The 21,256-nt window shown below is 56.4% G+C and carries 17 protein-coding genes; 7 read left to right on the forward strand and 10 right to left on the reverse strand.

Going from position 1 to position 21,256, the window contains the following annotated elements; genetic code table 11:
* Positions 1 to 4: 4 nt before the first annotated feature.
* On the reverse strand, positions 5 to 1,801 hold the full coding sequence (locus HGO37_RS11455) for an acyl-CoA dehydrogenase C-terminal domain-containing protein (protein ID WP_250983424.1): 1,797 nt from the start codon (positions 1,799 to 1,801) through the stop codon (positions 5 to 7).
* A 370-nt stretch (positions 1,802 to 2,171) separates the two neighbouring features.
* On the opposite strand from HGO37_RS11455, the gene HGO37_RS11460 reads away from it, so the two are divergent.
* The 4 genes from HGO37_RS11460 (at position 2,172) to HGO37_RS11475 (ending at position 8,613) form a co-directional block, all read left to right on the forward strand.
* Complete coding sequence (locus tag HGO37_RS11460; RefSeq protein WP_250983425.1) at positions 2,172 to 6,044, forward strand: peptidoglycan-binding protein; 3,873 nt, start codon at positions 2,172 to 2,174, stop codon at positions 6,042 to 6,044.
* Positions 6,045 to 6,241: 197 nt separating this feature from the next.
* Complete coding sequence (locus HGO37_RS11465) at positions 6,242 to 7,168, forward strand: sulfite exporter TauE/SafE family protein (RefSeq protein WP_192486807.1); 927 nt, start codon at positions 6,242 to 6,244, stop codon at positions 7,166 to 7,168.
* 32 nt (positions 7,169 to 7,200) lie between these two features.
* Complete coding sequence (locus HGO37_RS11470; protein WP_192487815.1) at positions 7,201 to 7,995, forward strand: TIGR02186 family protein; 795 nt, start codon at positions 7,201 to 7,203, stop codon at positions 7,993 to 7,995.
* 177 nt (positions 7,996 to 8,172) lie between these two features.
* The gene (locus tag HGO37_RS11475) at positions 8,173 to 8,613 is read left to right on the forward strand and encodes a universal stress protein (RefSeq protein ID WP_250983426.1); all 441 of its coding nucleotides are present in this window, start codon (positions 8,173 to 8,175) and stop codon (positions 8,611 to 8,613) included.
* A gap of 8 nt (positions 8,614 to 8,621) precedes the next feature.
* On the opposite strand, the gene pdeM is transcribed toward HGO37_RS11475, so the two are convergent.
* The 9 genes from pdeM to HGO37_RS11520 form a co-directional block, all read right to left on the reverse strand.
* A complete protein-coding gene (gene pdeM, locus HGO37_RS11480; protein WP_250983427.1) occupies positions 8,622 to 9,347 on the reverse strand; it encodes a ligase-associated DNA damage response endonuclease PdeM in 726 nt (241 codons plus the stop codon).
* A gap of 9 nt (positions 9,348 to 9,356) precedes the next feature.
* Positions 9,357 to 11,867 (reverse strand): ligase-associated DNA damage response DEXH box helicase, encoded by a 2,511-nt coding sequence (locus tag HGO37_RS11485; protein ID WP_285200562.1) that lies wholly within the window; start codon positions 11,865 to 11,867, stop codon positions 9,357 to 9,359.
* A 112-nt stretch (positions 11,868 to 11,979) separates the two neighbouring features.
* Positions 11,980 to 12,339 carry a monovalent cation/H(+) antiporter subunit G gene (gene mnhG, locus HGO37_RS11490; protein WP_192486811.1) on the reverse strand — a complete coding sequence of 120 codons (360 nt, stop codon included), beginning with the start codon at positions 12,337 to 12,339 and terminating at the stop codon, positions 11,980 to 11,982.
* Positions 12,336 to 12,617, reverse strand: coding sequence for a K+/H+ antiporter subunit F (locus HGO37_RS11495; RefSeq protein WP_192486812.1), 282 nt, complete (start codon positions 12,615 to 12,617; stop codon positions 12,336 to 12,338). The genes mnhG and HGO37_RS11495 overlap by 4 nt, the downstream gene beginning before the upstream one ends.
* Positions 12,614 to 13,102: a Na+/H+ antiporter subunit E gene (locus tag HGO37_RS11500; protein WP_250983428.1), complete on the reverse strand. Its 489-nt coding sequence runs from the start codon at positions 13,100 to 13,102 to the stop codon at positions 12,614 to 12,616. Before HGO37_RS11500 ends, HGO37_RS11495 begins: the two co-directional genes overlap by 4 nt.
* Complete coding sequence (locus tag HGO37_RS11505; protein WP_192486814.1) at positions 13,099 to 14,748, reverse strand: monovalent cation/H+ antiporter subunit D; 1,650 nt, start codon at positions 14,746 to 14,748, stop codon at positions 13,099 to 13,101. The genes HGO37_RS11500 and HGO37_RS11505 overlap by 4 nt, the downstream gene beginning before the upstream one ends.
* Positions 14,745 to 15,083, reverse strand: a complete 339-nt coding sequence (locus tag HGO37_RS11510; RefSeq protein WP_192486815.1) for a Na+/H+ antiporter subunit C — start codon at positions 15,081 to 15,083, stop codon at positions 14,745 to 14,747. Before HGO37_RS11510 ends, HGO37_RS11505 begins: the two co-directional genes overlap by 4 nt.
* Positions 15,084 to 17,999 (reverse strand): monovalent cation/H+ antiporter subunit A, encoded by a 2,916-nt coding sequence (locus HGO37_RS11515; RefSeq protein WP_250983429.1) that lies wholly within the window; start codon positions 17,997 to 17,999, stop codon positions 15,084 to 15,086.
* 115 nt (positions 18,000 to 18,114) lie between these two features.
* On the reverse strand, positions 18,115 to 18,645 hold the full coding sequence (locus HGO37_RS11520) for a hypothetical protein (RefSeq protein ID WP_250983430.1): 531 nt from the start codon (positions 18,643 to 18,645) through the stop codon (positions 18,115 to 18,117).
* Between the two features lie 332 nt (positions 18,646 to 18,977).
* Here HGO37_RS11520 and HGO37_RS11525 point away from each other — a divergent pair, with 332 nt between their 5' ends.
* Genes HGO37_RS11525 through cheY1 form a run of 3 tightly spaced genes read left to right on the forward strand, consistent with a single transcriptional unit; the run spans position 18,978 to position 21,246 of the window.
* The gene (locus HGO37_RS11525; protein WP_250983431.1) at positions 18,978 to 20,585 is read left to right on the forward strand and encodes a methyl-accepting chemotaxis protein; all 1,608 of its coding nucleotides are present in this window, start codon (positions 18,978 to 18,980) and stop codon (positions 20,583 to 20,585) included.
* Positions 20,585 to 20,884, forward strand: coding sequence for an STAS domain-containing protein (locus HGO37_RS11530; RefSeq protein ID WP_192486818.1), 300 nt, complete (start codon positions 20,585 to 20,587; stop codon positions 20,882 to 20,884). Before HGO37_RS11525 ends, HGO37_RS11530 begins: the two co-directional genes overlap by 1 nt.
* Positions 20,881 to 21,246, forward strand: coding sequence for a chemotaxis response regulator CheY1 (gene cheY1 / locus HGO37_RS11535; protein WP_250983432.1), 366 nt, complete (start codon positions 20,881 to 20,883; stop codon positions 21,244 to 21,246). Before HGO37_RS11530 ends, cheY1 begins: the two co-directional genes overlap by 4 nt.
* Positions 21,247 to 21,256: the final 10 nt, after the last annotated feature.

The raw sequence follows: 21,256 nt of genomic DNA on the forward strand, positions 1-21,256 counted from the left end.
CCCCTCAGAATGCCTCGGCAGCCAGTTCCATCATCGTGTCGGCACCCGTCTCGATGCGGGTCTTGCGCAGAACGGTTTCGGGCATAATACGCTCCATGAAGAACTTTGCCGTCACGAGTTTCGTCTTGAGATAGTCCACGTCCGATGCACTGCCGGATGACAAAGCGCTCTGCGCTGCCTTGGCCATGCGGGCATGCATATAACCTAGGACTACAAGGCCGAAGAGGTGCATGTAGTCGGTCGAACCGGCGCCGGCATTGTCAGGTTTTGCCATGGCGTTCTGCATGAACCACATGGTTGCCGCCTGCAGATCGTTCAAGCCCTTTTTCAGACCCTTGGTGTAGGTAACCAGCGCCTCATCCGCGCGGTTGTCCTCGCAGAAATCGCCGATTTCCTTAAAAAGCGCCATGACAGCACGTCCGCCATTCAGGCCCAGCTTGCGGCCGACCAGATCCAGCGCCTGAATGCCATTGGCACCTTCATAGATCATGGTGATGCGCGCATCGCGCACATACTGGCTCATGCCATGTTCTTCGATGTAGCCGTGGCCGCCAAACACCTGCTGTGCCATAACCGCATGGTCAAAGCCCTTGTCGGTCAGCACGCCCTTGAGGATTGGTGTTACCAGTCCAAGCAGGTCGTCCGCCGCCTGGCGCTCTTTTTCGTCCGTAGAGCGGTGGGCGATATCCGACTGCAACGCGGTCCATAGAAGGAACGCACGGCCAGCCTCGTTATAGGCCTTGATCGTCATCAGCGTGCGGCGCACATCCGGATGCACGATAATCGGATCAGCTTTTTTGTCCGGGGCCTTGGCCCCAGACAATGAGCGACCCTGAATACGTTCGCGGGCATATTCGACGGCGTTCTGATAGGCAATTTCGCCAACCGAAAGACCTTGCAGGCCAACGCCGAGGCGGGCTTCGTTCATCATCACGAACATGGCCGAGAGGCCCTTGTTCTCTGCGCCAAGCAGATAACCGGTCGCATCGTCATAGTTCATGACGCAGGTCGAGTTGCCATGAATGCCCATCTTGTGCTCGATGGCTCCGCAGACCACACCGTTGCGGGCACCCTGTGTTCCGTCGTCATTCACCAGGAATTTCGGCACGATGAACAGGGAAATACCCTTGGTGCCTTCAGGCGCGCCTTCGATGCGGGCGATCACCAGATGCACGATGTTGTCGGTCATGGAGTGTTCACCAGCCGAGATGAAAATCTTCTGGCCGGAAATCTTGTAAGTGCCATCGCCCTGCGGAACCGCCTTGGTGCGCAGCAGACCGAGGTCAGTGCCGCAATGGGGTTCGGTCAAGTTCATGGTGCCGGACCACGTGCCTTCCACCATTTTGGGCAGGTAGGTCTGCTTCTGCTCGTCGGTGCCATGCACGAGGATTGCGGCAATCGCACCCTGCGTCAGACCGGGATACATCATCAGCGACAGGTTGGCAGACGACATATATTCACCGATGGCGGCATGCATGGTGTAAGGCAGGCCTTGCCCGCCAAATTCCTGGGGAACGGCAAGACCGATCCACCCGCCGGCGCAATAGGCATCGTAAGCCTGTTTGAAACCGTCCGGTACGGAAACGGATCCATCGTCTGCGCGTTTGCAGCCTTGGCTGTCGCCGGGCAGGTTAAGCGGGAAAAGCTGTTCTTCCGCCAGTTTGGCCGCTTCACCGGCAATCGCCTCGATCATATCGGGAGTGGCGTCTTCAAAACCGGGAAGATTATTGTAGCGCTCCAAACCGAGCACATCGTTGAGAATAAAAAGCGTATCTTTAACAGGGGCCTTGTAAACAGGCATTACCGATGTTCCTCCGCATCGTTCAAGCACGTATGAGAGCATAGTTGCAAATTTTGACGTTTGCGTAAACGTCAAAATGCTCAGGTGGGTAAATTTATCGGGAGCAAGGAGCGGTTATTGGCGTTGGAAAAGCGAGAATCCATAATTTTTTAAGGGAATTAAAGGAAAAGTTAAAAAATACCGACGTCGGTTAACCACTTTTTTACCACGTTTCGTAAATTGTTCGAAACGTGGTGTCTGTTCGCGTTGTCTGCTCGTTTACCTCAAACGTGCATCGCAACGAGTCGGGATTGGGGTGGCCCATTCTCGATGACAATGCAGATCGACGCTATGGCGGACCAATGCCAACCATCGCGAAGTGAGCAGGAACATGAACGGATCGAGACCAAATCGGTATAGCGATGGCAGATCGTCCCTTGATGCCTTGAGCCGGACCATTGAGGGGCTGGAAGCTCGCATCGAGGGCCTCATGGGTCAGCCTCCGCAGGAACCACACCCTCAGCGCAGGCCAGAGCCGGTAGAACGCCACGTTCAGCCGCCGCTTGCAGCTCGGCCGGAGCGTTTTGATCCAATCAACGAGATTCGCCAGCGCCAGCGTGCCCTCAATGCAGCGACGAGACCGCCACGGCAGGAAGATCGCCAGGAACGTCTCGAGCGGCAAGAACGCCCAGCGCCCCGCCAGCCGGAGCGCGCCCCATTTGTGCCCGCGCCGCGCCCACCTTTGGCGCGCTCGACTGCTACACCGCCCGCAGACGCTCCTCAGCGCGCCTATCAGTCTTACGAGCCACGGCCGCCTCAGCCGCCAGTCGTTTCCCAGCCCAACGATACCGCCATGCGTGATATCGCGCAGGCGCTTGTCAGCCTGCGCCAGGAACTGAAGCAAGATCTTTCAGAAGGCATTGCGCGCGAAGTGCAGGGCCTGCGCTCGGAAATCCGCAGCATCAAATCAATCGCTGAAGACAATCAGTTTGCCGGTGATATCCGCTCCGACATCGACCGCTTGGCTGCCAGCATCGATCAGCTCGGTGGCAGTTCTTCGCCGAATGCTTATGGCTTGCGCGAGGAGTTCGATGATCTGCGCGCCCTGATGGATCAGCTTGCGCGGCAGGACACCGTCAGCCGTATTGAAGATCACTGGGAGAACGTTGAGGAGAACCTCAGCAAGTTCGACACATCTGCACTGCAAGAAGAGATCGTTTCGCTGGCCTACCGGCTGGATGACATCAAGGGCCACCTTGGTGCGATGAGCGATAGCCCTGCGGTTCGCATTTTGGAAGAAAAGCTGATCACCATCGCAGAAGCTGTGGAGCAGCTTGGCAAGCATATGCAGCCTTCCGGTGGCGCAATTACGGAGCAATTCTCCAATCTTGACCAGCGCCTTGATGAAATCAGCCGTGCGATTGCCGCAACCAGTTCGCGCAATGCCGCGCCGGCTCTGGATACATCGCTGTTTCAGCGTCTTGAAGGCCGCCTGAACGGTTTGGCTGTGCAGATTGATGAGCTGAGCAATGCCTCCGCTCGCAGCAATCCGGCAGACGAACTTGCCGGTCGCATGGAAGCACTGACCCTTCGGATCGAAGATCTGGCAACCGAGCGCAATGCCGTCCATCTGGATGAGCGGCTCGATCAGCTTTCGCTGATGATGGAACGTGCTCAAAAACCGATTGCGCAGCCGGAGCTGACAGGTTTTCTGACCGACATTTCGCGTAAGATCGAAGCGCTGGATCATGGCACGTTCAATGATGCCCTGGCCTCGCGTCTCGATGATCTGGCACGCCGTATCGAGGACCTCGACTACCGTCAGGCACAACAGCAGCAACAGCCGGTCGCCGCCTTTGATGGTGGTGCTTTCCTGCGGTTGGAAGAGCGGCTGGTCGATATCGCCGCCCGCCTTGACGAAACCTCGTCGTCATCACCGACCGATTACAACGCATTGCAAAATCTGGAAGACCAGATTGCCAACCTGTCCTCGCTGATCAGCCAGCCGGTGCAGCCTGAGCCGTTTGTAATGCCTGCGGAACTTGATGCCCGCATGGCTGCAATCGAAGATTATATGGCTTCCAACGATGAGTATATCATCGAGGCGGCACGTCAGGCGGCAGAAGCCGTGGTGGATGCCTATTCCCGCAAGGGTTTGTCGGGCAATGTCCAGCAGACCGACATGACGATGCTGAACGACCTGGCTAGCGATCTGCGCAATCTGGAAAACCTCAGCCGCTCTTCAGAAGAGCGTACCCATCGCACATTCGAAGCGCTGCATGAAACCCTCGTGCAGATTGCCGGTCGTCTCGACAGCTTCGACAACCGCTCTTTCTCGGAAACAAATTTCGCAGCAGCCCAGCAATCCTGGCATCAGGAACCGGTCGAAAACCGACCGGCGCGCGAACCCGTTGCCGAAATGGCATCCGGCAGCCTTTTTGCCTATGCCGGTGACGAAGAGGCGGCACCCGCAAAGCCGCTGTTCAACAGCGCAGCCATTGAGCGCCAGCTGTCGGAAGAGGCGGCCCAGCAACTGGAAACCGCGGCAGAAGCCCTGATCATTCCAGAAGCGCGTCCGTCTGCCGATGTCGCGATCGCTGACAAGCCAGCCGCTCCGGTCAAGGAAAAGCGTGGTCTGCTCGCGAGCCTGACAAGCCGTTTCAAGTCCGAGGCATCGCGCACAACAGCGTCCGAGCCACAGCAGCGCACCCAGATCAATCCTGCCCCATCGCTGGATCCGATCGACGTTCTGCCTGCCGGTCAGGAAAACGAGCTGCTTGAGCCAGGCTCTGGCGTACCGGACGTCAAGAGGATCCTTGAGCGTGTCCGTGCCAGCCAGAATGCACAGCGTGACACGGGTAAACCTGCCGGTCCTGAGGTTAGCAAGGCAGACTTCATCGCTGCTGCCCGCCGCGCCGCGCAGGCCGCAGCACAGGAAACCATGCCTGAAAAGGCATCTGGTGCTGCCAACAAGGATGCCGCAGGTCAGGAAGGCAAAGCTTCCGCATTTGCACGTTACCGCCGCCCCATCCTGATGGGTATCGGTGCGATCCTGCTGGTGATGATGGCTCTGCCGCTGGTCAAGTCGGCTATCGAAGGTGAACCTGCATCGCAGGTTATCGAGCAGGCTCCAACCCAGGCCCCAACACAGGCCCCGGGTGAAAACTCTGCGATCACACCTCCTGCCTCTCCGGAAGTTGCACATGAGCCGGTGACCATTCCGTCCGACCTGCTGTTGGAAAACGACAAGGCCGTTGAACAGGACGCGGCAATGACCGCCAATCAGCAGCCGAATGCCATTGATGAAAGGACCATCGGTGGTGCACCGCTGCCTGAAGCTGAAACGACAGCCCAGCCGCCGCAGGAAACATTGCGTGCACCGGTAGATGCCGTTGTTGCTGAAAAGATTGCCATCCCGTCGGAAATTCAGCCGGCTTCTCTGTCTGAGGCCGCTGCTTCCGGCAATGCAGTTGCATTGTTTGAGGTTGGCGCACGTTACACCGAAGGACGTGGCGTTGCTGAAAATGCGGGCGAAGCTGCGAAATGGTACAAACTTGCTGCAGACCGTGGTCTCGCGCCCGCTCAGTACCGCCTTGGCAACATGCTGGAAAAAGGAAACGGCGTTTCGCGCGACCTGAATGAAGCCAGCGCCTACTACGCCAAGGCTGCAGAGCAGGGCAATGCCGGTGCCATGCATAATCTGGCGGTGCTTCTGGCCTCTGATGCGATTGGCCAGCCAAATTACGTGCAGGCGGCAAACTGGTTCCAGAAGGCGTCTGAACTTGGTGTTCACGACAGCCAGTTCAACCTTGCCATTCTCTATGCACGTGGCAGCGGTGTCAGTCAGAACATTGAAGAATCCTACAAGTGGTTTGCTATCGCCGCCAATGGCGGAGACAATGACGCGGCCCAGAAGCGCGATGAAGTTGCAAAGGCAATGCAGCCTGCACAGCTTGAAAGCGCCCGCGCCAAGGTTGCCGCCTGGAAGCCGACACCACTTAACGAAGACACCAATGCCGTCAACATGCCGGATGAGTGGGCTGGCATGGAAGGTGTAAAAACCTCCACGGTCGACATGACCAAGGCAATCCGCAACATTCAGGCCATTCTGAACAAGAACGGTTTTGATGCGGGAACTGCCGACGGGCAGATGGGCAAAAAGACGGTTGCCGCCATCAAGGCATTCCAGCAGTCCATTGGACAGGAACCTGACGGCCGCATTTCCGATAATCTGGTTAAGGCCCTGCTGGAGCGCAACGCGTAATCGCTCCGGCAGCAAAGTTTCCAAATTATCAACGCAATTCCGGTAGATGAATTGACTTGCCTGCCCCCGGCAGGCATGACAGTTCAGGATATGCGGTAAAGCCGCGTTCCTTGACTGCCGGAATGCTAAGATCAGGCAAACACTCCAAACGACCGCTTTGCCTTCCAGCCTTGAACCACCCTGCTTGAGGTCCGACCGTGACTGTTTATCTGCCGATTGCGGAACTGTCGGTGAATATTTTCATCATTCTGGGCATGGGCGCCGCTGTTGGATTTCTGTCCGGCATGTTTGGTGTAGGTGGCGGGTTCCTGATCACTCCACTGCTGATTTTCTACAATATTCCCCCCGTTGTTGCGGTTGCGACCGGTGCTAATCAGGTTGTCGCATCGTCGATTTCCGGCTCGATATCGCATTTCCGGCGCGGTACGCTGGACGTGAAGCTGGGAAGTATCCTGCTTATTGGCGGTATTGGTGGGGCAACGGCCGGTATCTGGCTGTTCTCGCTGCTGCGGCGGGCCGGCCAGCTCGACCTTATCATTTCGCTGCTTTACGTGATTTTTCTCGGAACCGTCGGCGGTTTGATGCTGATGGAAAGCATTGTGGCGCTTCGCCGCGCTGCCCGTAATGAGCAAGTCACGTTGAAAAGACCGGGGCATCATAACTGGGTACACCGCCTGCCGTTTAAAATGCGGTTCAAGAAATCCAAGATTTATCTCAGCATCATTCCGCTGATTGGCCTTGGGTTCTTTATCGGCGTCCTGACCTCGGTAATGGGTGTCGGCGGCGGTTTCATCATGGTTCCTGCCATGATCTACCTGCTGCGTATCCCGACCAACGTCGTTGTCGGAACCTCGCTGTTCCAGATCATTTTCGTGACCGCATATACGACGATCGTGCAGGCGGCGACCAACTATTCCGTCGATATTGTTCTGGCCTTCATCCTGATGATTGCCGGTGTAGTCGGCGCCCAATATGGCGTACGCGTTGGTCAGAAGCTGCGCGGCGAACAGCTGCGCGCCCTTCTTGCCCTTCTTGTTCTGGCTGTTGGTGTACGTCTTGCCATCGCGCTGGTCGTCCGGCCAGAGGACCTCTTCTCGGTTGCTGTGGGAGGGGTGGGCTTTTGATCCGCAAACTTCTTCGCGCGCTGTTTGCCACTATGGTACTGGGTGGTTCCGCATGGGCACAAACACCGCCACAAATCCCGGCCTTGACGACTTCACCTTACGGCCAACCACAGACGGTGCGTGAGACCATCGAGATTGGTGCTTCGACGACAGAAATCGCCATCACCTCGGATTTCCGTGGTGCCGATTTTACGATGTTCGGTGCGCTCAACAATCCCGACCAACTGCTGCTGGCCATTGGCCAATACGATGTCATCGTCACACTGGCAGGCCCGCTGGACCTGGCGACGGTGCGCAAGAAAGAACGTGTCTTTGGCATCTGGGTCAACACCAGCTCGATCAGCTTTGAGCCGCTGCCGGAATCCTATGCGCTTGCCAGCACACGCGATGTCAATTCCATTGCCAGCCCCGAAGTGCTCAACGATATCGGCCTTGGTGTAAACCACCTGCCTCTGGTAACGGCCGGCTACGCGGGCGAGCCTGACAATATCGGAGAGTTCCGTCAGGCCTATCGTCGCCTCAAACTGTCCGATGGTATTTATCGCAATGATGAAACCGGCGTGCGTCTGGAGCGTACCGGTCTGTTTTGGGCAACGCTGCGCCTGCCAGCCAACGTACCGAATGGCGTACACACCGCCCGTGCCTATCTGTTCAAGAGCGGTGACTTCATTGCGCAACGAGAGCTGCGCCTGCGTGTCGTCAAAACTGGTATCGAACAGGCCATTACCGATGCTGCCCATCAAACACCACTTGCGTATGGCATGTTGTGTGTTCTGATCGCCGTCATTACCGGCTGGAGCGCCAGCATCCTGTTCCGCAAGGACTGATATCCCCCCTGTGATATCAGCTTGATTGCTTGATACGGATCAATCTGCAAATTGCCGTGCAGGTGCATGATGTCCCTATCAGCGCACTGGCATAGTTCCGTTCTGGTAGCGCTGTTTTTCAAGCGTTGCGGCAGGTCGGCAACCTGATGGGTCCTCTGCTGCGAAAGGGGAAATGCCATGTTCAAGCACATTCTCATTCCAACCGACGGATCACCCTTGGCGCAGATCGCTATCGATAGCGGTTTTGCGCTGGCAAAGGATGCCGGAGCCAAAGTCACGGTCATCACGGTTGCTGAACCGTTTCACATCGTCGCGGCCGATGCGGAGAACATTGCCATCATCACCGAACAGGAAGAGACGCATATTTGTGATGAGGCCGAGCACGTATTGAAGGATATGCAGGCGAGGGCAAGAACACTGGGGCTGGAGTGTGACGCGCTGTTTGCCCGCGCCACCAAGGCGCATGAAGCTATTATCGAGGCTGCAAACCAGAATGGCTGTGACCTGATTGCCATGGCCTCTCATGGTCGCAAGGGCGTCCGTGCCATGGTTCTGGGCAGCGTCACGTCGAAGGTGTTGAGCAATTCGAACATTCCAGTTCTGGTCTACCGACAGTAATTGGCGGGTCAGCCGATCAGGTTGTCGAAACGTACGGAATAAATCCTGTCGCGGCCGAGCAAATGGGCCACGAGATGCGTCCTGTTAAACAGGCCGTTCATGGCGGCATGCCGGAGGTCCAGCCCGCCGGTGGTTACGCCAAAGGCCGGCATCACAAGACGTGTGCCATCGGTGGCAAAACAGGCGCGGCGTACCGACTTTTCACGTCGCCTGACCACGGCTGCCGGATGCAGATGTCCGGCGATTTCGCCATTTGCTTGGCCTGGTTTCGGTTCATGTCTGAAGACAAGGCCGGAACAATGTAGTTCATCGACCGAGTTCCCAGGCAATCCAACCGCGCCATCAGGGTCATGATTACCATTGACCCACAGCCAGTCACGACCTTTCGCCATATCTTTGATGGATTGGCGAAACAGCGGGGGCAGCAGCGCCGAGCCTCTCCGGTCGTGGAAATTATCGCCAAGGGTGACCACCGTCTTGGGAGCGTAACGGTCGATGAGGATTTGCAACAGTCGCAGTGTCGCTAGTGTGTCGTAAGGTGGGTGCAGCTGACCACGACGCGCAAAGGCAGCGCCTTTTTCCAGATGCAGGTCCGAGACAACAAGCATGCCATGTTGGGGGATAACCAATCCGCCAAGCGGATCGCACAGCACAGCAACATCATGCACACCAATTTCGGCGCACTGGCTTGGTGTCTGTGCAGTCACATCGCGGTAGCTGGCAATACGGTTCATGCTGTTGCGTTATTCCTTCATGGCTTCGCGAATAAGGTCTTCTGCCGCTTCCTCAAGCACCGTTTCATGGGCTTCGCCAGCCACGTGCTCGCGTCCTATTTCCAGCATCACCGGCACGGCCAGCGGCGAAACCCGCTCAAGCGCCCGGTGGGTTATACTGCTTCTGATTCGCTTCAGCATATCTCCAAGCCTGCCGATATCCAAAAGTCCGGAGGCTGCATCAATGCGTGTTGCCTCCATCAGAATGTGGTCGGGCTCATGGCTGCGTAACACGTCATAGATCAGATCGGTTGATACAGTGACTTGTCGTCCGGTCTTTTCTTTGCCTGGATGCCGCCTTTCGATCAACCCTGAAATCACGGCACAGTTGCGAAATGTCCGCTTCAGCAAAAAGGATTCGTTGAGCCACGCTTCTAGATCGTCGCCCAGCATATCCTCGTCAAGAAGCTCATTGAGGGAGAGACGATCGTTGGCCAGCATCCGGCCCATGTCCTCCATGCCCCATATGGCAAGCGAATAATCTGTCGCCACGAAACCAAGTGGTTTGGCACCGGCACGTTCCAGTCGACGGGTCAGCAACATGCCAAGCGTCTGGTGCGCCAGCCTGCCTTCAAACGGATAACAGATGAGGTAAAAGCGTTTGCGATGTTCGAAGGTTTCAACAAGCAGCTCATTGCGCGCCGGAATGAGCGATCTTTCTTTTTGGATTTCCAGCCAGTCGCGCACCTGATCGGGCAGTTGCGACCAGCGGGCAGGGTCCGCCAGCATGGAACGGACCTGATCGGCAAGATAGGTCGATAGCGGGAATTTTCCCCCTGCATAGGACGGAATTTTCGGGTCCATGGAAGAGGCCTGCGAGGCAAGACATTCATTTTCACGGATACCCTCGAAACGTAGCACCTTGCCGGAGAACACGAATGTATCGCCCTGAACGAGCTGTTCCAGAAAATACTCCTCGACCTTGCCCAGTGACATTCCGCCGCGGCCAAGCGTGCCACGGTCATTACGTTTGACCATCCGCACATTCAGTTCTGCCGCTTCGATGATGGTCCCGAGGTTCATGCGGTATTGCTGCGCGACCTGCGGATTGGAGACCCGCCACAAGCCATCCTTCGTCTTGCGAATGCGGGCGTATCGCTCGTAGGTGCGTAGTGCGTAGCCACCGGTCGCGACAAAGTCGAGAACCCGATCATATGTACCGCGTGCCAGTGGCGCGTAGGGATAGGCACTGGTCACTTCCTTAAACAGCATATCGGCATCAAAAGGTGCGGCACAGGCCATGCCCAGAATGTGCTGCGCCAGCACGTCCAGCGTGCCGGCGCTGACCGGTGGCGTGTCCTGCGCACCAATGTAATTCGCATCGAGTGCCGCCTGACACTCCATCACCTCGAAACGATTGGCCGGAACCAGGATTGCCTTGCTCGGCTCGTCCATGCGGTGATTGGATCGGCCGATGCGCTGCGCCAGACGGCTTGCTCCTTTCGGAGCACCGACATGGACGACCAGATCAACATCACCCCAGTCAATGCCAAGGTCCAATGTCGAGGTGGCGACAACGGCACGCAACCGGTTTTCTGACATTGCCGCTTCCACCCTGCGGCGTTGTCCGGCATCCAGCGAGCCGTGATGCAGGGCAATCGGCAGATTGTCGTCATTGATGCTCCAGAGTTCCTGGAAAATCCGTTCGGCCTGTGAGCGTGTGTTGACGAAGATCAGCGTTGTCTGATGCTGTTTCAGGATCTCATAGAGTTCCGGCATTGCATATTGTGCCGAGTGGCCGGACCAGGGAATGCGCTCCTGCGCATGTAATATTGCGATATCCGGTTTCGCGCCACCGGACACGGTTATGACACCGGCAGGACCGGTATCGCAATGCTGGGGTGCCAGCCATTGCCGCAGCTCCATCGGTTCGGCAACCGTCGCTGACAGACCGATTGTACGCATGCCCGGCGCGTGTTTGCGTAGCCGCGCTAGACCAAGCGACAACAGATGCCCGCGCTTGGATGTAACGAGTGAATGCAACTCATCCAGCACGACAAATTTCAGGTCTTTGAAGAACCTTTCCGCTTCGCGGTTGGCCAACAGAAGCGCGACCTGTTCAGGGGTGGTCAGCAGGATATCGGGCGGGTTCAGTTTTTGTCGCTGCCGTTTGCCCTGCGGGGTGTCGCCGGTGCGAGTTTCAACCGTAATGGGAAGCCCCATTTCCGAAACCGGCTTCATCAGGTTGCGTTCGATATCGACGGCCAGCGCCTTGAGCGGCGATATGTAGAGAGTGTGCACACCCCGAAAAGCTTCGCCTGGCAGCTTACGAGACTTCTGTTGCAGCGTAAGGTCGGTCAGAGAGGCGAGAAAACCGCCAAGCGTTTTACCGGCGCCGGTCGGAGCGATCAGCAGCATATTCTCGCCACCGCGCGCCCGCGCCATCAATTCAAGCTGATGAGGGCGTGGTTGCCAGCCTTTATCCTTAAACCAGCCTCTGAAAACATCCGGAAGTGTCGTGGTTTGTGCCTTGCTGTTCAATCACTCGCGCCTTGCAGGTATTGCCGCAACCCGCAGCCAATGTGCGGAACATGCTCAATATGTGGGCTGCAGGGCCACGTAAAACAACGGTAATCTTGGCGCAGTCTGGAAATTACGGTTGTTCGTCATCCAGACTGTTGCGCACTTCGGTATTCTGCTCGGTGCGGTCACGGTAAAGCGCTGCACGGCCAAGCAACATCAGCGAGACAGGTGTGGTCACCGTCATGAAGATGCCGATGAAAATCTCGTGAAAGGCAAATCGTCCTTCAGACACCGAAAAATAGATGATTGATGCCATGACAATGCCACCCGTTCCCCAGCTTGTGCCAAGGGTCGGCGCATGCAGCCGCTCATAAAAGCTGTTGAGTTGGGCAAAGCCGATAGTGCCGATCAGCGCAAGGCTGGAGCCCAGCAGGATGAAAAAGGCAACGGCGATGGCTGCCCACAGCGGAAACTCACCATATTCGCTCATTCGATCACCTCACCACGCATCAGGAACTTCGAAAGGGCAACAGTCGACACAAAACCAAGGATGGCGATCACCAGTGCAGCTTCGAAATAAAGGACGTTGCCGGTGCGAATTGCAAAGGTCAGCAGCAGTAGCATTGCGCAGACATATAACGTGTCGAGGCCAAGCACGCGGTCCTGTGCGCGGGGCCCGCGTGCAATACGCGAAACCGATATTCCCATTGCGATGGCCAGAAAAAGTTGCGCAAGGCTGATTGACCAGAACAGAATGATTGAACTCATTCGAATATCTCCATCAGCAGTTTTTCATAACGGTTTTTGATAAGAGCGGTCCATGCCGTCTCGTCGACATTGTCGAGCACGTGCAAGAGCAACGTTCCCTGACTGGAGTTGTATTCCAGCCAGGCACTGCCCGGTGTGCTGGTCAAAATGATTGCGAGCGTCGCAAGTCCCATCGGATGTTTCAGCTCAAGTTGAATATTCAAGAAGCCGGAACGACGATTTTTTTCCTTCTTGAACAGGATAATCTGCGCAACTGATATGTTCGAGCGAACAATATCGAAAAGCACGATCAGGATGAGCTTGGGCAGTAGATACCAGCGACGAAACGTCGGTTTGACCGGTCGCAACGCCGCCATCGCCATGGAGGCGATCATGGCAACGATGCTTCCCAGAATAAGGTGGCCAAGCGAAAACGTGTTCAGCACCAGCCAGAAGATCACAAGCGAAACCGTCAGCAGCGGATAAGGAAAGATACGCGCAATCATGGGCGTGCCTCCTCGGCTGGGCTGGTCGCCCGTGGTGCGGAAATAACACCCTGAATGTAGGATTCCGGCAGGTCGAGAATGCGGGCCGTTTCTTCCATGTAGCGCATAACAGGACCGGCCTGGATGGTCATCAGCAGTGTCAGGCCGAGCAATGCCATCACAGGTGCAATTTCGATCACCAGCACGCGTGGAACGGTGCCTTCAATCGAGGCCCAGAAGGTTCTGATGCCTGCACGGGTCATCGAGATCAGGGCCGCAAAACCGGAAAACACGATCAGAAACACGATCCACCACGACAGTGCCGGGATGCTGTCATTCGCGCCAAGCCCCGAAGGGTTGAGAATGGCGGAAAGGATCGAGAACTTGGCGATGAATCCCGAGAGCGGCGGCAGACCCGCCAGAAGAATACCGCAGGCGGCAAAGCACGTGCCGAGAACCGCCATGGTTCCAGGCATAGTCACCCCCATTTCGGCGTCTTCCTCTTCATCCTCCGCGTCACCATAGGCTTCCATGGTCACGGCAAGAACGTTCGCGCCGGCATCCTGTCCGCGTTCCACCAATTCAATCAGCATGAAGAATGCGCTGATCGTTAGCGTCGAGCTGACCAGATAGAACAAGGCTCCTGCGGCGACCGTCGCATTGCCCGTGCCCATGGCTGCCAGCAGCGTGCCGGACGAGACAAGAACCGAAAAACCGGCAAGCCTGCCAAGTGCTTGCGAGGCAAGCACACCAATGGCGCCAAACACAATTGTGGCTATACCGCCATACAACAGCGCATCATGACCGAAACCTGCTGATTCTCCGGCTGTTGAGCCAAACAGCAGGAAGGACAGGCGGGCGATCACGTAGATGCCGACTTTGCTCATGATGGCAAAGATACCGCCGACCGGTGCCGATGCCGCGCTGTAGGTTGAGGGCAGCCAGAAGTTCAGAGGCCACATACCGGCCTTGACCAGAAACGCCACGCCAAGAACGGCGGCACCCGTTTCAAGCAACATGCGCTGGTCGGGCTGTAGGGTAGGAATACGCTGAGCCAGATCGCCCATGTTCAGCGTGCCGGTCACGCCGTAGATCATGCTGACGCCGATCAGGAAGCAAAGCGCGCTGACAAGGTTGATGGCGATGTAATGTAGACCGGCCTTGACGCGAAGCTGGCCGGAGCCGTGCAGCAATAGGCCATAGGACGCTGCCAGCATCACCTCGAAGAACACGAAGAGATTGAACAGGTCACCTGTCAGGAAAGCACCATTAATGCCCATCAGCATCAGGTGGAATAGTGAGTGAAAATGTGCACCTGACTTGTGCCACTTCGCCAGCGAATAAATCAGTGCCGGAATGGCCAGAAGCGATGTCAAGAGTAACATCATCGCGGAAAGTCTGTCAGCCACCAGCACAATGCCGAAAGGTGCCGGCCAGTTACCGAGCAGGTAAACGCCGGTTGAAACGACAGCCGCCACTTCCGTGTTGACGGTCGAATTGACCTGCTGGAACAATGTGATGGTGATCAAAAGCAAGACACAGCAGGACACCAGACTGATCATCGCTTTGGCAAAACGCTGACGCTCATCAAAGAACAGCAGCAGAGCACCGGTTAAAAGCGGCAGCATAATAGGTGCGATGACGATATGCGAAGGGAAGGAGTTCATTTCGACTGCTCCCTTCCGTCAACGTGGTCTGTGCCGGTCAGGCCTCTTGCGGCAAGCAGAACGACGAGGAAAAGCGCCGTGGTTGCAAAACCGATGACGATAGCTGTCAGAACCAGTGCCTGTGGTACGGGATCGGTCAGGGTTGAGATATCAACCCCATCCACCAGTACCGGCGGCGCATTGCTTTTGATGCCTCCGACACCGAAGATGAACAGGTTCACCGCATAGGACAACAACGACAGGCCAATAATGACCTGATAGGTACGCGGACGCAGGATGAGCCAGATGCCAGAGCCTGTGATGACGCCGATGCCGATTGAGAGAATGAGTTCCATTTACGCGCCCTCCGCTTTCGTGTCCGCAGATTTGACGCGGTAGTTACGCAGCGACTGGTGGGCAATCGCGATGAGCATCAGAACCGTAGCGCCAACGACGAGAGAGAACACGCCCAGATCGAACATCAATGCGGTGGCAAGCGGGATCTTGCCGATATAAGGCAGCTCCAGATATTGCGAGTAAGATGTCAGGAACGGATATCCGAGATACCATGATCCCATGCCGGTCATGGCAGCAACGATCAGACCAAAACCCATCCAACGCAGTGGCAGAATACGGATGCGGTCTTCTGCCCAGCGTGTACCACCGGCCAGATATTGCAGCAGGAAGGCAATCGCCATGGTGATGCCTGCCGAGAAACCGCCACCTGGAAGATCATGCCCGCGCATGAACAGGTAGACAGCGAAGGTAATGATTACCGGGAACATCCACTGCATGATAACTGATGGAACAAGCAAGTAGTCCCTCGCGGTATCGCCAGCCGAACGTTCCGGCCGGGCGGCATCGAAGGCGTTTTGTATCTTCTGCTGTTCGGTTTTACCGATACTCTCGCTGGCTGGACGGAAACGACGCAGCAGCGCAAACACGGTTAGCGCCACAATGGCAAGAACCGCAATTTCACCCATCGTATCAAAGCCGCGGAAGTCGACGAGGATAACGTTGACGACGTTACGGCCACCACCTTCCGAATAGGCACGCTCGAGGAAGTAGTTGGCGATGGTGTTCGGCACCGGCAGCGTCATCACGGCGTAGGCAACAACCGACATCGCAATTCCGCATGAAACGGCCACCAGAAAGTCGCGGGCGCGGCGAAGCTGGGCCGGCAATTCTGTGCTGTTGTCCACCTTTTCCTCGCGCTTTGGCAGCCAGCGCATACCAAGCAAGATGAGGACCGTGGTGACAATTTCAACCAGAAGCTGGGTGATCGCCAGATCCGGCGCCGACAGCCATACGAAGGTAAGGCATGTCACCAAGCCGGTCACACCAAGCATGATGAGCGCAGCGAGACGGTGATATTTCGCCTGCCAGGCAGCACCAAGTGCGGCGACCATCCCGATCAGCCACAAGATGACAAATACCGGATCAAAAGAGGTGACGCGTGGCAAGGTCAGTGCGAAATCAGACATTATCAGCGGCGAGATACCAGCCACCAGTGCGAACAGCACCAGCAGGCGCAATTGCGGCTGAAGGCGGCGTGTGCCGAGAGTGCTTTCCAGCCAGCGTGCCCATTTCCAGGAAACGGTAACGATAATACGCTCGAAAATACGCTGGCCGCGGAGGTGGCGGAAGACCGGCGGACCATCATCACATTTGGCAAGATAACCGTTCAGCAGCACGTAAAGCAGCACACCACTGGCCAGTGCAATCAAGCTCATAATGAGCGGCAGATTGAAACCGTGCCAGATCGAAAGGCTGTAATAAGGGGTTTCCGGACCAAGCACCGACAGAACTGCAGAATGCAGGTAAGGGCCGATAGAAAGACCAGGAACGATCCCAACCACAAGGCAGGCAAACACCAGAAACTCGATCGGGAAACGCATCCAGCGCGGTGGCTCATGTGGCTTCGGGTTTGGCAGGCCGGTTGGCGCAGGTCCAAAGAACACCGTGTGAATGAAGCGCAAAGAATAGGTGACGCTGAAGGCGCCAGCAATTGTCGCGACGTAGGGCAGGGCCTTGTCGAGAATGGAATCCGCGTGGGTTTCCACCGCCTCGGCAAAGAACATTTCCTTGGAAATAAAGCCATTCAGCAGCGGAACACCAGCCATGGCGGCACTTGCCGCCATAGCGAGAGTGGCCGTCGCCGGCAGATAGGTATAGAGGCCGCTCAGCTTGCGCATGTCGCGAGTGCCGGTTTCATGGTCGATGATACCTGCGGCCATGAACAGCGACGCCTTGAAGGTCGCGTGGTTCATCATGTGGAAGATCGCAGCTACGGCGGCAAGCGGACTTCCAAGACTGAGCAGGGTTGTGATCAGGCCTAGATGGCTGATTGTCGAATAGGCGAGCAGACCTTTGAGGTCCTGCTGGAACATCGCGAAATAGGCGCCCAGCAGCAGGGTGGAGATACCCGCAAAACCAACCAGCCAGAACCATTCCGGTGTGCCGGACAGAACCGGCCACAATCGCACGAGAAGGAACACGCCGGCCTTCACCATGGTTGCCGAGTGCAGGTAGGCCGACACAGGTGTCGGCGCAGCCATGGCGTTCGGCAGCCAGAAGTGGAACGGGAACTGCGCGCTCTTGGTCAGCGCACCAATCAGGATCAGCACCAGTGCCGGCACATAAAGCGAATGCGACTGCACAACGGAGGCGGATTTCAGAATAACGTCGAGATCGTAACTTCCGACAATATGGCCAAGAACCAGCAGACCGGCCAGCAGGGAGAAACCACCGATGCCCGTGACAGTCAGCGCCATGCGCGCACCATCGCGAGCGGCCGCATTGTGGTGCCAGTAACCGATTAGCAGGAAGGAGAAGATGCTGGTCAGTTCCCAGAAGATCGACAGCAGGATGACGTTGCCTGAAACGACGACACCGAGCATTGCGCCCATGAACAGCAGCAGGAAGGCGAAGAAACGCGGGATCGGATCTTCGGTCGACATATAATACCGTGCATAGAGCACGACCAACAGGCCAATGCCGGTGATAAGCACGCAGAACATCCACGCAAAGCCATCAAGTCGCAGCGTAAAGTTCAGGCCAAGTTGCGGCAGCCATTCGGCGTCGTAACGCAGAACGGCACCACCGGCGACGGTCGGGTACAGGAACAGGCTGATCAGCAGTCCACAAAGGGCGACTGCGCCTGCCACCGATGCTGGACCTGCTGCCGCACTCGTTCGCAGCATCATCCCGGTGACGATGCTGCCGATGAAGGGCAAGGAAATCAGCAGTGGCAGAAGGTATTCAGGATTCATAGGCGGCGGTCATTCATCAAGCGGGTTTCAGGGGCAAATGGTGTCTCTGAACCGAGGGCTCTCTTCAAACCGCAACCTCGCTGAATGCGAACCAGTAGAAAAGTATGCCTTACGGTTATGAAGCTCCGGAAGGGGGACCGCGCGGAACCCTGACAACTGAATAAGGTGATTCAGGAATGCCCTGCGCGTAACGACCCGTCAGGGTTTTTGTACCGGCTTTGACAAGGCTGTCTATGACAGCCGTTTGTAAACCCTCTATGCCGGAATTGCTTTTTCGCAAATCACACGGTGTATCAAACCGGTTGAGTGCTGCGCAGGTCGACGTTCCGTCGTCGGTAAAGGCCTTACGCGCTAGTTCTTGTGGCTGCAGCCGCTCAAGACGGTAAGGCTTTATCGGGGAGCCTTGGCTAAGCCCGACGTGAGCGCTGATAAGAACGAACAGGCAGGTGGTTGCAAGAACGATGAACCCGTAAGGATGGCGCAGGGCTGTTTCGCTTTTCCCCATCCATGGCAAGGTTACATCTCCTTTATTCGTTCGATCCGCGCCGCTCGTAATATCCCGTTGATTTTGTTTTAGGGTAAGGGCGGACGCCTTGTCCAGCACATAGGGACAAGAAATGCGCTGTCTTTTGAGAAAAAATCGCAATTTTGAATGTGGTTATGAGGCCGATAGGTCAAAGTCGAAACAAATTTTACCGTTTGACGCGGCGGTTATTGTTTCTTAACCTTCGAGCAAGGAATTAACCATAAAGATTACCTGTATTCACGGCGAAAAGGGAGTTTTTCCAACTCCTCCTAGGCATGAAGCCGCTCTGCCGTACCGGGACTGATCCGGTATTCTCGTTTCAAATTTACAGCAGTTTTGAGTGTCGGCTTGGGAAACCCATTTGGTTTCGCTTGGTCGGATGCCGCCAAAACTGACTGCAAACAGGCAAATATACCGGAACGTGGGCCGGTATAAGGATTTGGGGTCGTCTCTTGGGGCATGAACTGCCGTCAGATCAGTCGCGTAAGACGCAGGGCAGCAGCCTTGGCGGACGTTTGCGCTTTGCTGGGCTCGACCAAGAGCAGTGTGAGCTGTTGCGCCGTAACCGCATGACACTTGAGCCCCTGGCTCGTGGCGGCCTGCGCGATCTGATGCTGCGCTTCCAGTCGCTGCCGGACTGTTCTCCGTCATTCGAAAGTGAACACCAGCTTGACCGGCTGCACGATCTGCAAACTGCCCATTGGGGTGTGCTGACCGATGCCCGTTTTGATGCGCTTTATGCAGAGCGTGTGAAGGTTCTGTCCGACAGTGAAACGCGCATGGGTCTCGACCCGCGCTGGAACGTTGCAAGCCACGCCGTGGTGCTGGAGCATCTGCTGGTTGGCCTGATCCAGCAGGGCATGCCGCGTTCGATTTTTCCGGGTTCTCGCAAACGGGTCAACGAACTTGCAGATTTGGTGAAAGCCGTTGTCCGTTTGGTCATGACAGATACGGAAATTGCGGTTTCTCTGCGCTTTAATGAGCAGCGCATTAACCACCAGAAAGAACTGGCACGCTTGCGCAGCGAAGAGCAGGCCCGCACCGTCACCATTCTTGAAGCAACATTGCGGGCGATCGCCGATGGCAACCTGTCGGCACGTGTTGCCGATGACGATCTGCCGGAAGCCTACGGCGAGCTTGTGAAGCTGTTTAACTTTGCGCTTGATCGCATTGAAGATGCTGTTGCGGCGGTGAGCAGAAATGCTGACGAGGCCCATTCGTTGAGCAATGACTTCATTCAGGAAGGCAAGGCGCTTTCCGGCAATGCATCGCGGCAGACCGAACGTCTTCAGGATGCCGTCTCGATCATTGAAAATATTCTCTCGGCTTTCAGACATGGCGCTGAAAAGATGGAAACCGCTGAAACGGCGGTATCTTCAGCAAAACTGTCGGCGCAGGAAAGTGGCCAGGCTGTGGGCGAAGCCATCAATGCCATGTCTGACATTGAAAAGTCCGCCGAACAGATTGGCAAGATCATCGGCACTATCGACGAGATTGCCTTCCAGACCAATCTGCTTGCATTGAATGCCGGCATTGAAGCGGCACGCGCTGGCGACAGTGGCCGTGGCTTTGCTGTTGTCGCGCAGGAAGTTCGCGCCCTCGCGCAACGTTCCGCCGATGCGGCGCGTGAAATTAAAACTCTGGTGAGCGAGACGAAAACGCAAGTCGATTCCGGCGTGAAAACGGTCAACCGCACCCAGAATGCCATCGAAGGTGTTGTCCGTCAGGTCTCTGACGTCAGCGGCATGATTACCGACATGACAGCCATGACTAGCGACAATGTCGGTCACCTGAAATCGGCGGCCAGCGAAATCAATGCTTTGGGTTCCGAAGCCAGCGCGAGTGCGCAGCGCACCGTCAATGTCGCGGCAAAAGCCGATGACCTTCACACGGTTATTCTGGAGCTAGGCCGCACGGTTCGCGAATTCCACATTTCGCACCAGAATTACCATCAGGCTGCACCGGTTGCCGCTCCGAAAACTCAACCGGAGCCGGTCGTGAGCAGCCCGAGATATTTCCAAGAACAGATACAGCAATTCAGACGGCAAGGAGTGAATTGATGGCAGGCAGAAAAAGCACGCAGGCAACATTGCAGTTGAGCGCGGTGCTGGACCTCAACGAAGCGTCGGTGCTGCGCGGTAAATTGATGGAGTTGCGCGGCTCTGCGCTTGCCATTGATGCATCGGCAGTCGAGCGGGTTGGCGTTCAATGTGTTCAGGTGCTGATGGCCGGCATCAAGACATGGGAAACCGACGGCAAGGCAATCACATTCGCGAAAGCATCGGATGCTTTTGCAAAAACGCTCCAATTGATCGGCGTCAACATAGATCATCTGCTCCCGAAGGAGATACGGCAATGAAGAAAAAAGTGCTGACGGTGGATGATTCCCGCACGATCCGCAACATGCTGCTGGTAACGCTCAACAATGCCGGTTTCGAGACCGTGCAGGCTGAAGATGGCGTTGAGGGCCTTGAGGTTCTCGAGCAGAGCAACCCGGATGTGATCGTAACCGACATCAACATGCCGCGCCTGGATGGCTTCGGCTTTATCGAAGGTGTGCGCCGGAACGAAAAGTTCCGTGCAGTACCGATCCTGGTGCTGACAACCGAAAGTGATGCGGAAAAGAAGAACCGTGCGCGGCAGGCCGGAGCGACCGGCTGGATCGTCAAGCCCTTCGATCCTGCCAAACTTATTGATGCCATTGAACGTGTAACTGCCTGATACGGGATTT

It is taken from the genome of Rhizobium sp. CG4, assembly GCF_023701965.1.
Lineage (GTDB): Bacteria > Pseudomonadota > Alphaproteobacteria > Rhizobiales > Rhizobiaceae > Agrobacterium.

Excerpts from the sequence above, each read along its gene's own strand:
- HGO37_RS11455 (WP_250983424.1), bottom strand. The coding sequence starts at position 1,801 with ATGCCTGTTTACAAGGCCCCTGTTAAAGATACGCTTTTTATTCTCAAC.
- HGO37_RS11460 (WP_250983425.1), top strand. The coding sequence starts at position 2,172 with ATGAACGGATCGAGACCAAATCGGTATAGCGATGGCAGATCGTCCCTT.
- HGO37_RS11470 (WP_192487815.1), top strand. The coding sequence starts at position 7,201 with ATGGTACTGGGTGGTTCCGCATGGGCACAAACACCGCCACAAATCCCG.
- HGO37_RS11475 (WP_250983426.1), top strand. The coding sequence starts at position 8,173 with ATGTTCAAGCACATTCTCATTCCAACCGACGGATCACCCTTGGCGCAG.
- pdeM (WP_250983427.1), bottom strand. The coding sequence starts at position 9,347 with ATGAACCGTATTGCCAGCTACCGCGATGTGACTGCACAGACACCAAGC.
- mnhG (WP_192486811.1), bottom strand. The coding sequence starts at position 12,339 with ATGAGCGAATATGGTGAGTTTCCGCTGTGGGCAGCCATCGCCGTTGCC.
- HGO37_RS11495 (WP_192486812.1), bottom strand. The coding sequence starts at position 12,617 with ATGAGTTCAATCATTCTGTTCTGGTCAATCAGCCTTGCGCAACTTTTT.
- HGO37_RS11500 (WP_250983428.1), bottom strand. The coding sequence starts at position 13,102 with ATGATTGCGCGTATCTTTCCTTATCCGCTGCTGACGGTTTCGCTTGTG.
- HGO37_RS11505 (WP_192486814.1), bottom strand. The coding sequence starts at position 14,748 with ATGAACTCCTTCCCTTCGCATATCGTCATCGCACCTATTATGCTGCCG.
- HGO37_RS11510 (WP_192486815.1), bottom strand. The coding sequence starts at position 15,083 with ATGGAACTCATTCTCTCAATCGGCATCGGCGTCATCACAGGCTCTGGC.
- HGO37_RS11515 (WP_250983429.1), bottom strand. The coding sequence starts at position 17,999 with ATGAATCCTGAATACCTTCTGCCACTGCTGATTTCCTTGCCCTTCATC.
- HGO37_RS11530 (WP_192486818.1), top strand. The coding sequence starts at position 20,585 with ATGGCAGGCAGAAAAAGCACGCAGGCAACATTGCAGTTGAGCGCGGTG.
- cheY1 (WP_250983432.1), top strand. The coding sequence starts at position 20,881 with ATGAAGAAAAAAGTGCTGACGGTGGATGATTCCCGCACGATCCGCAAC.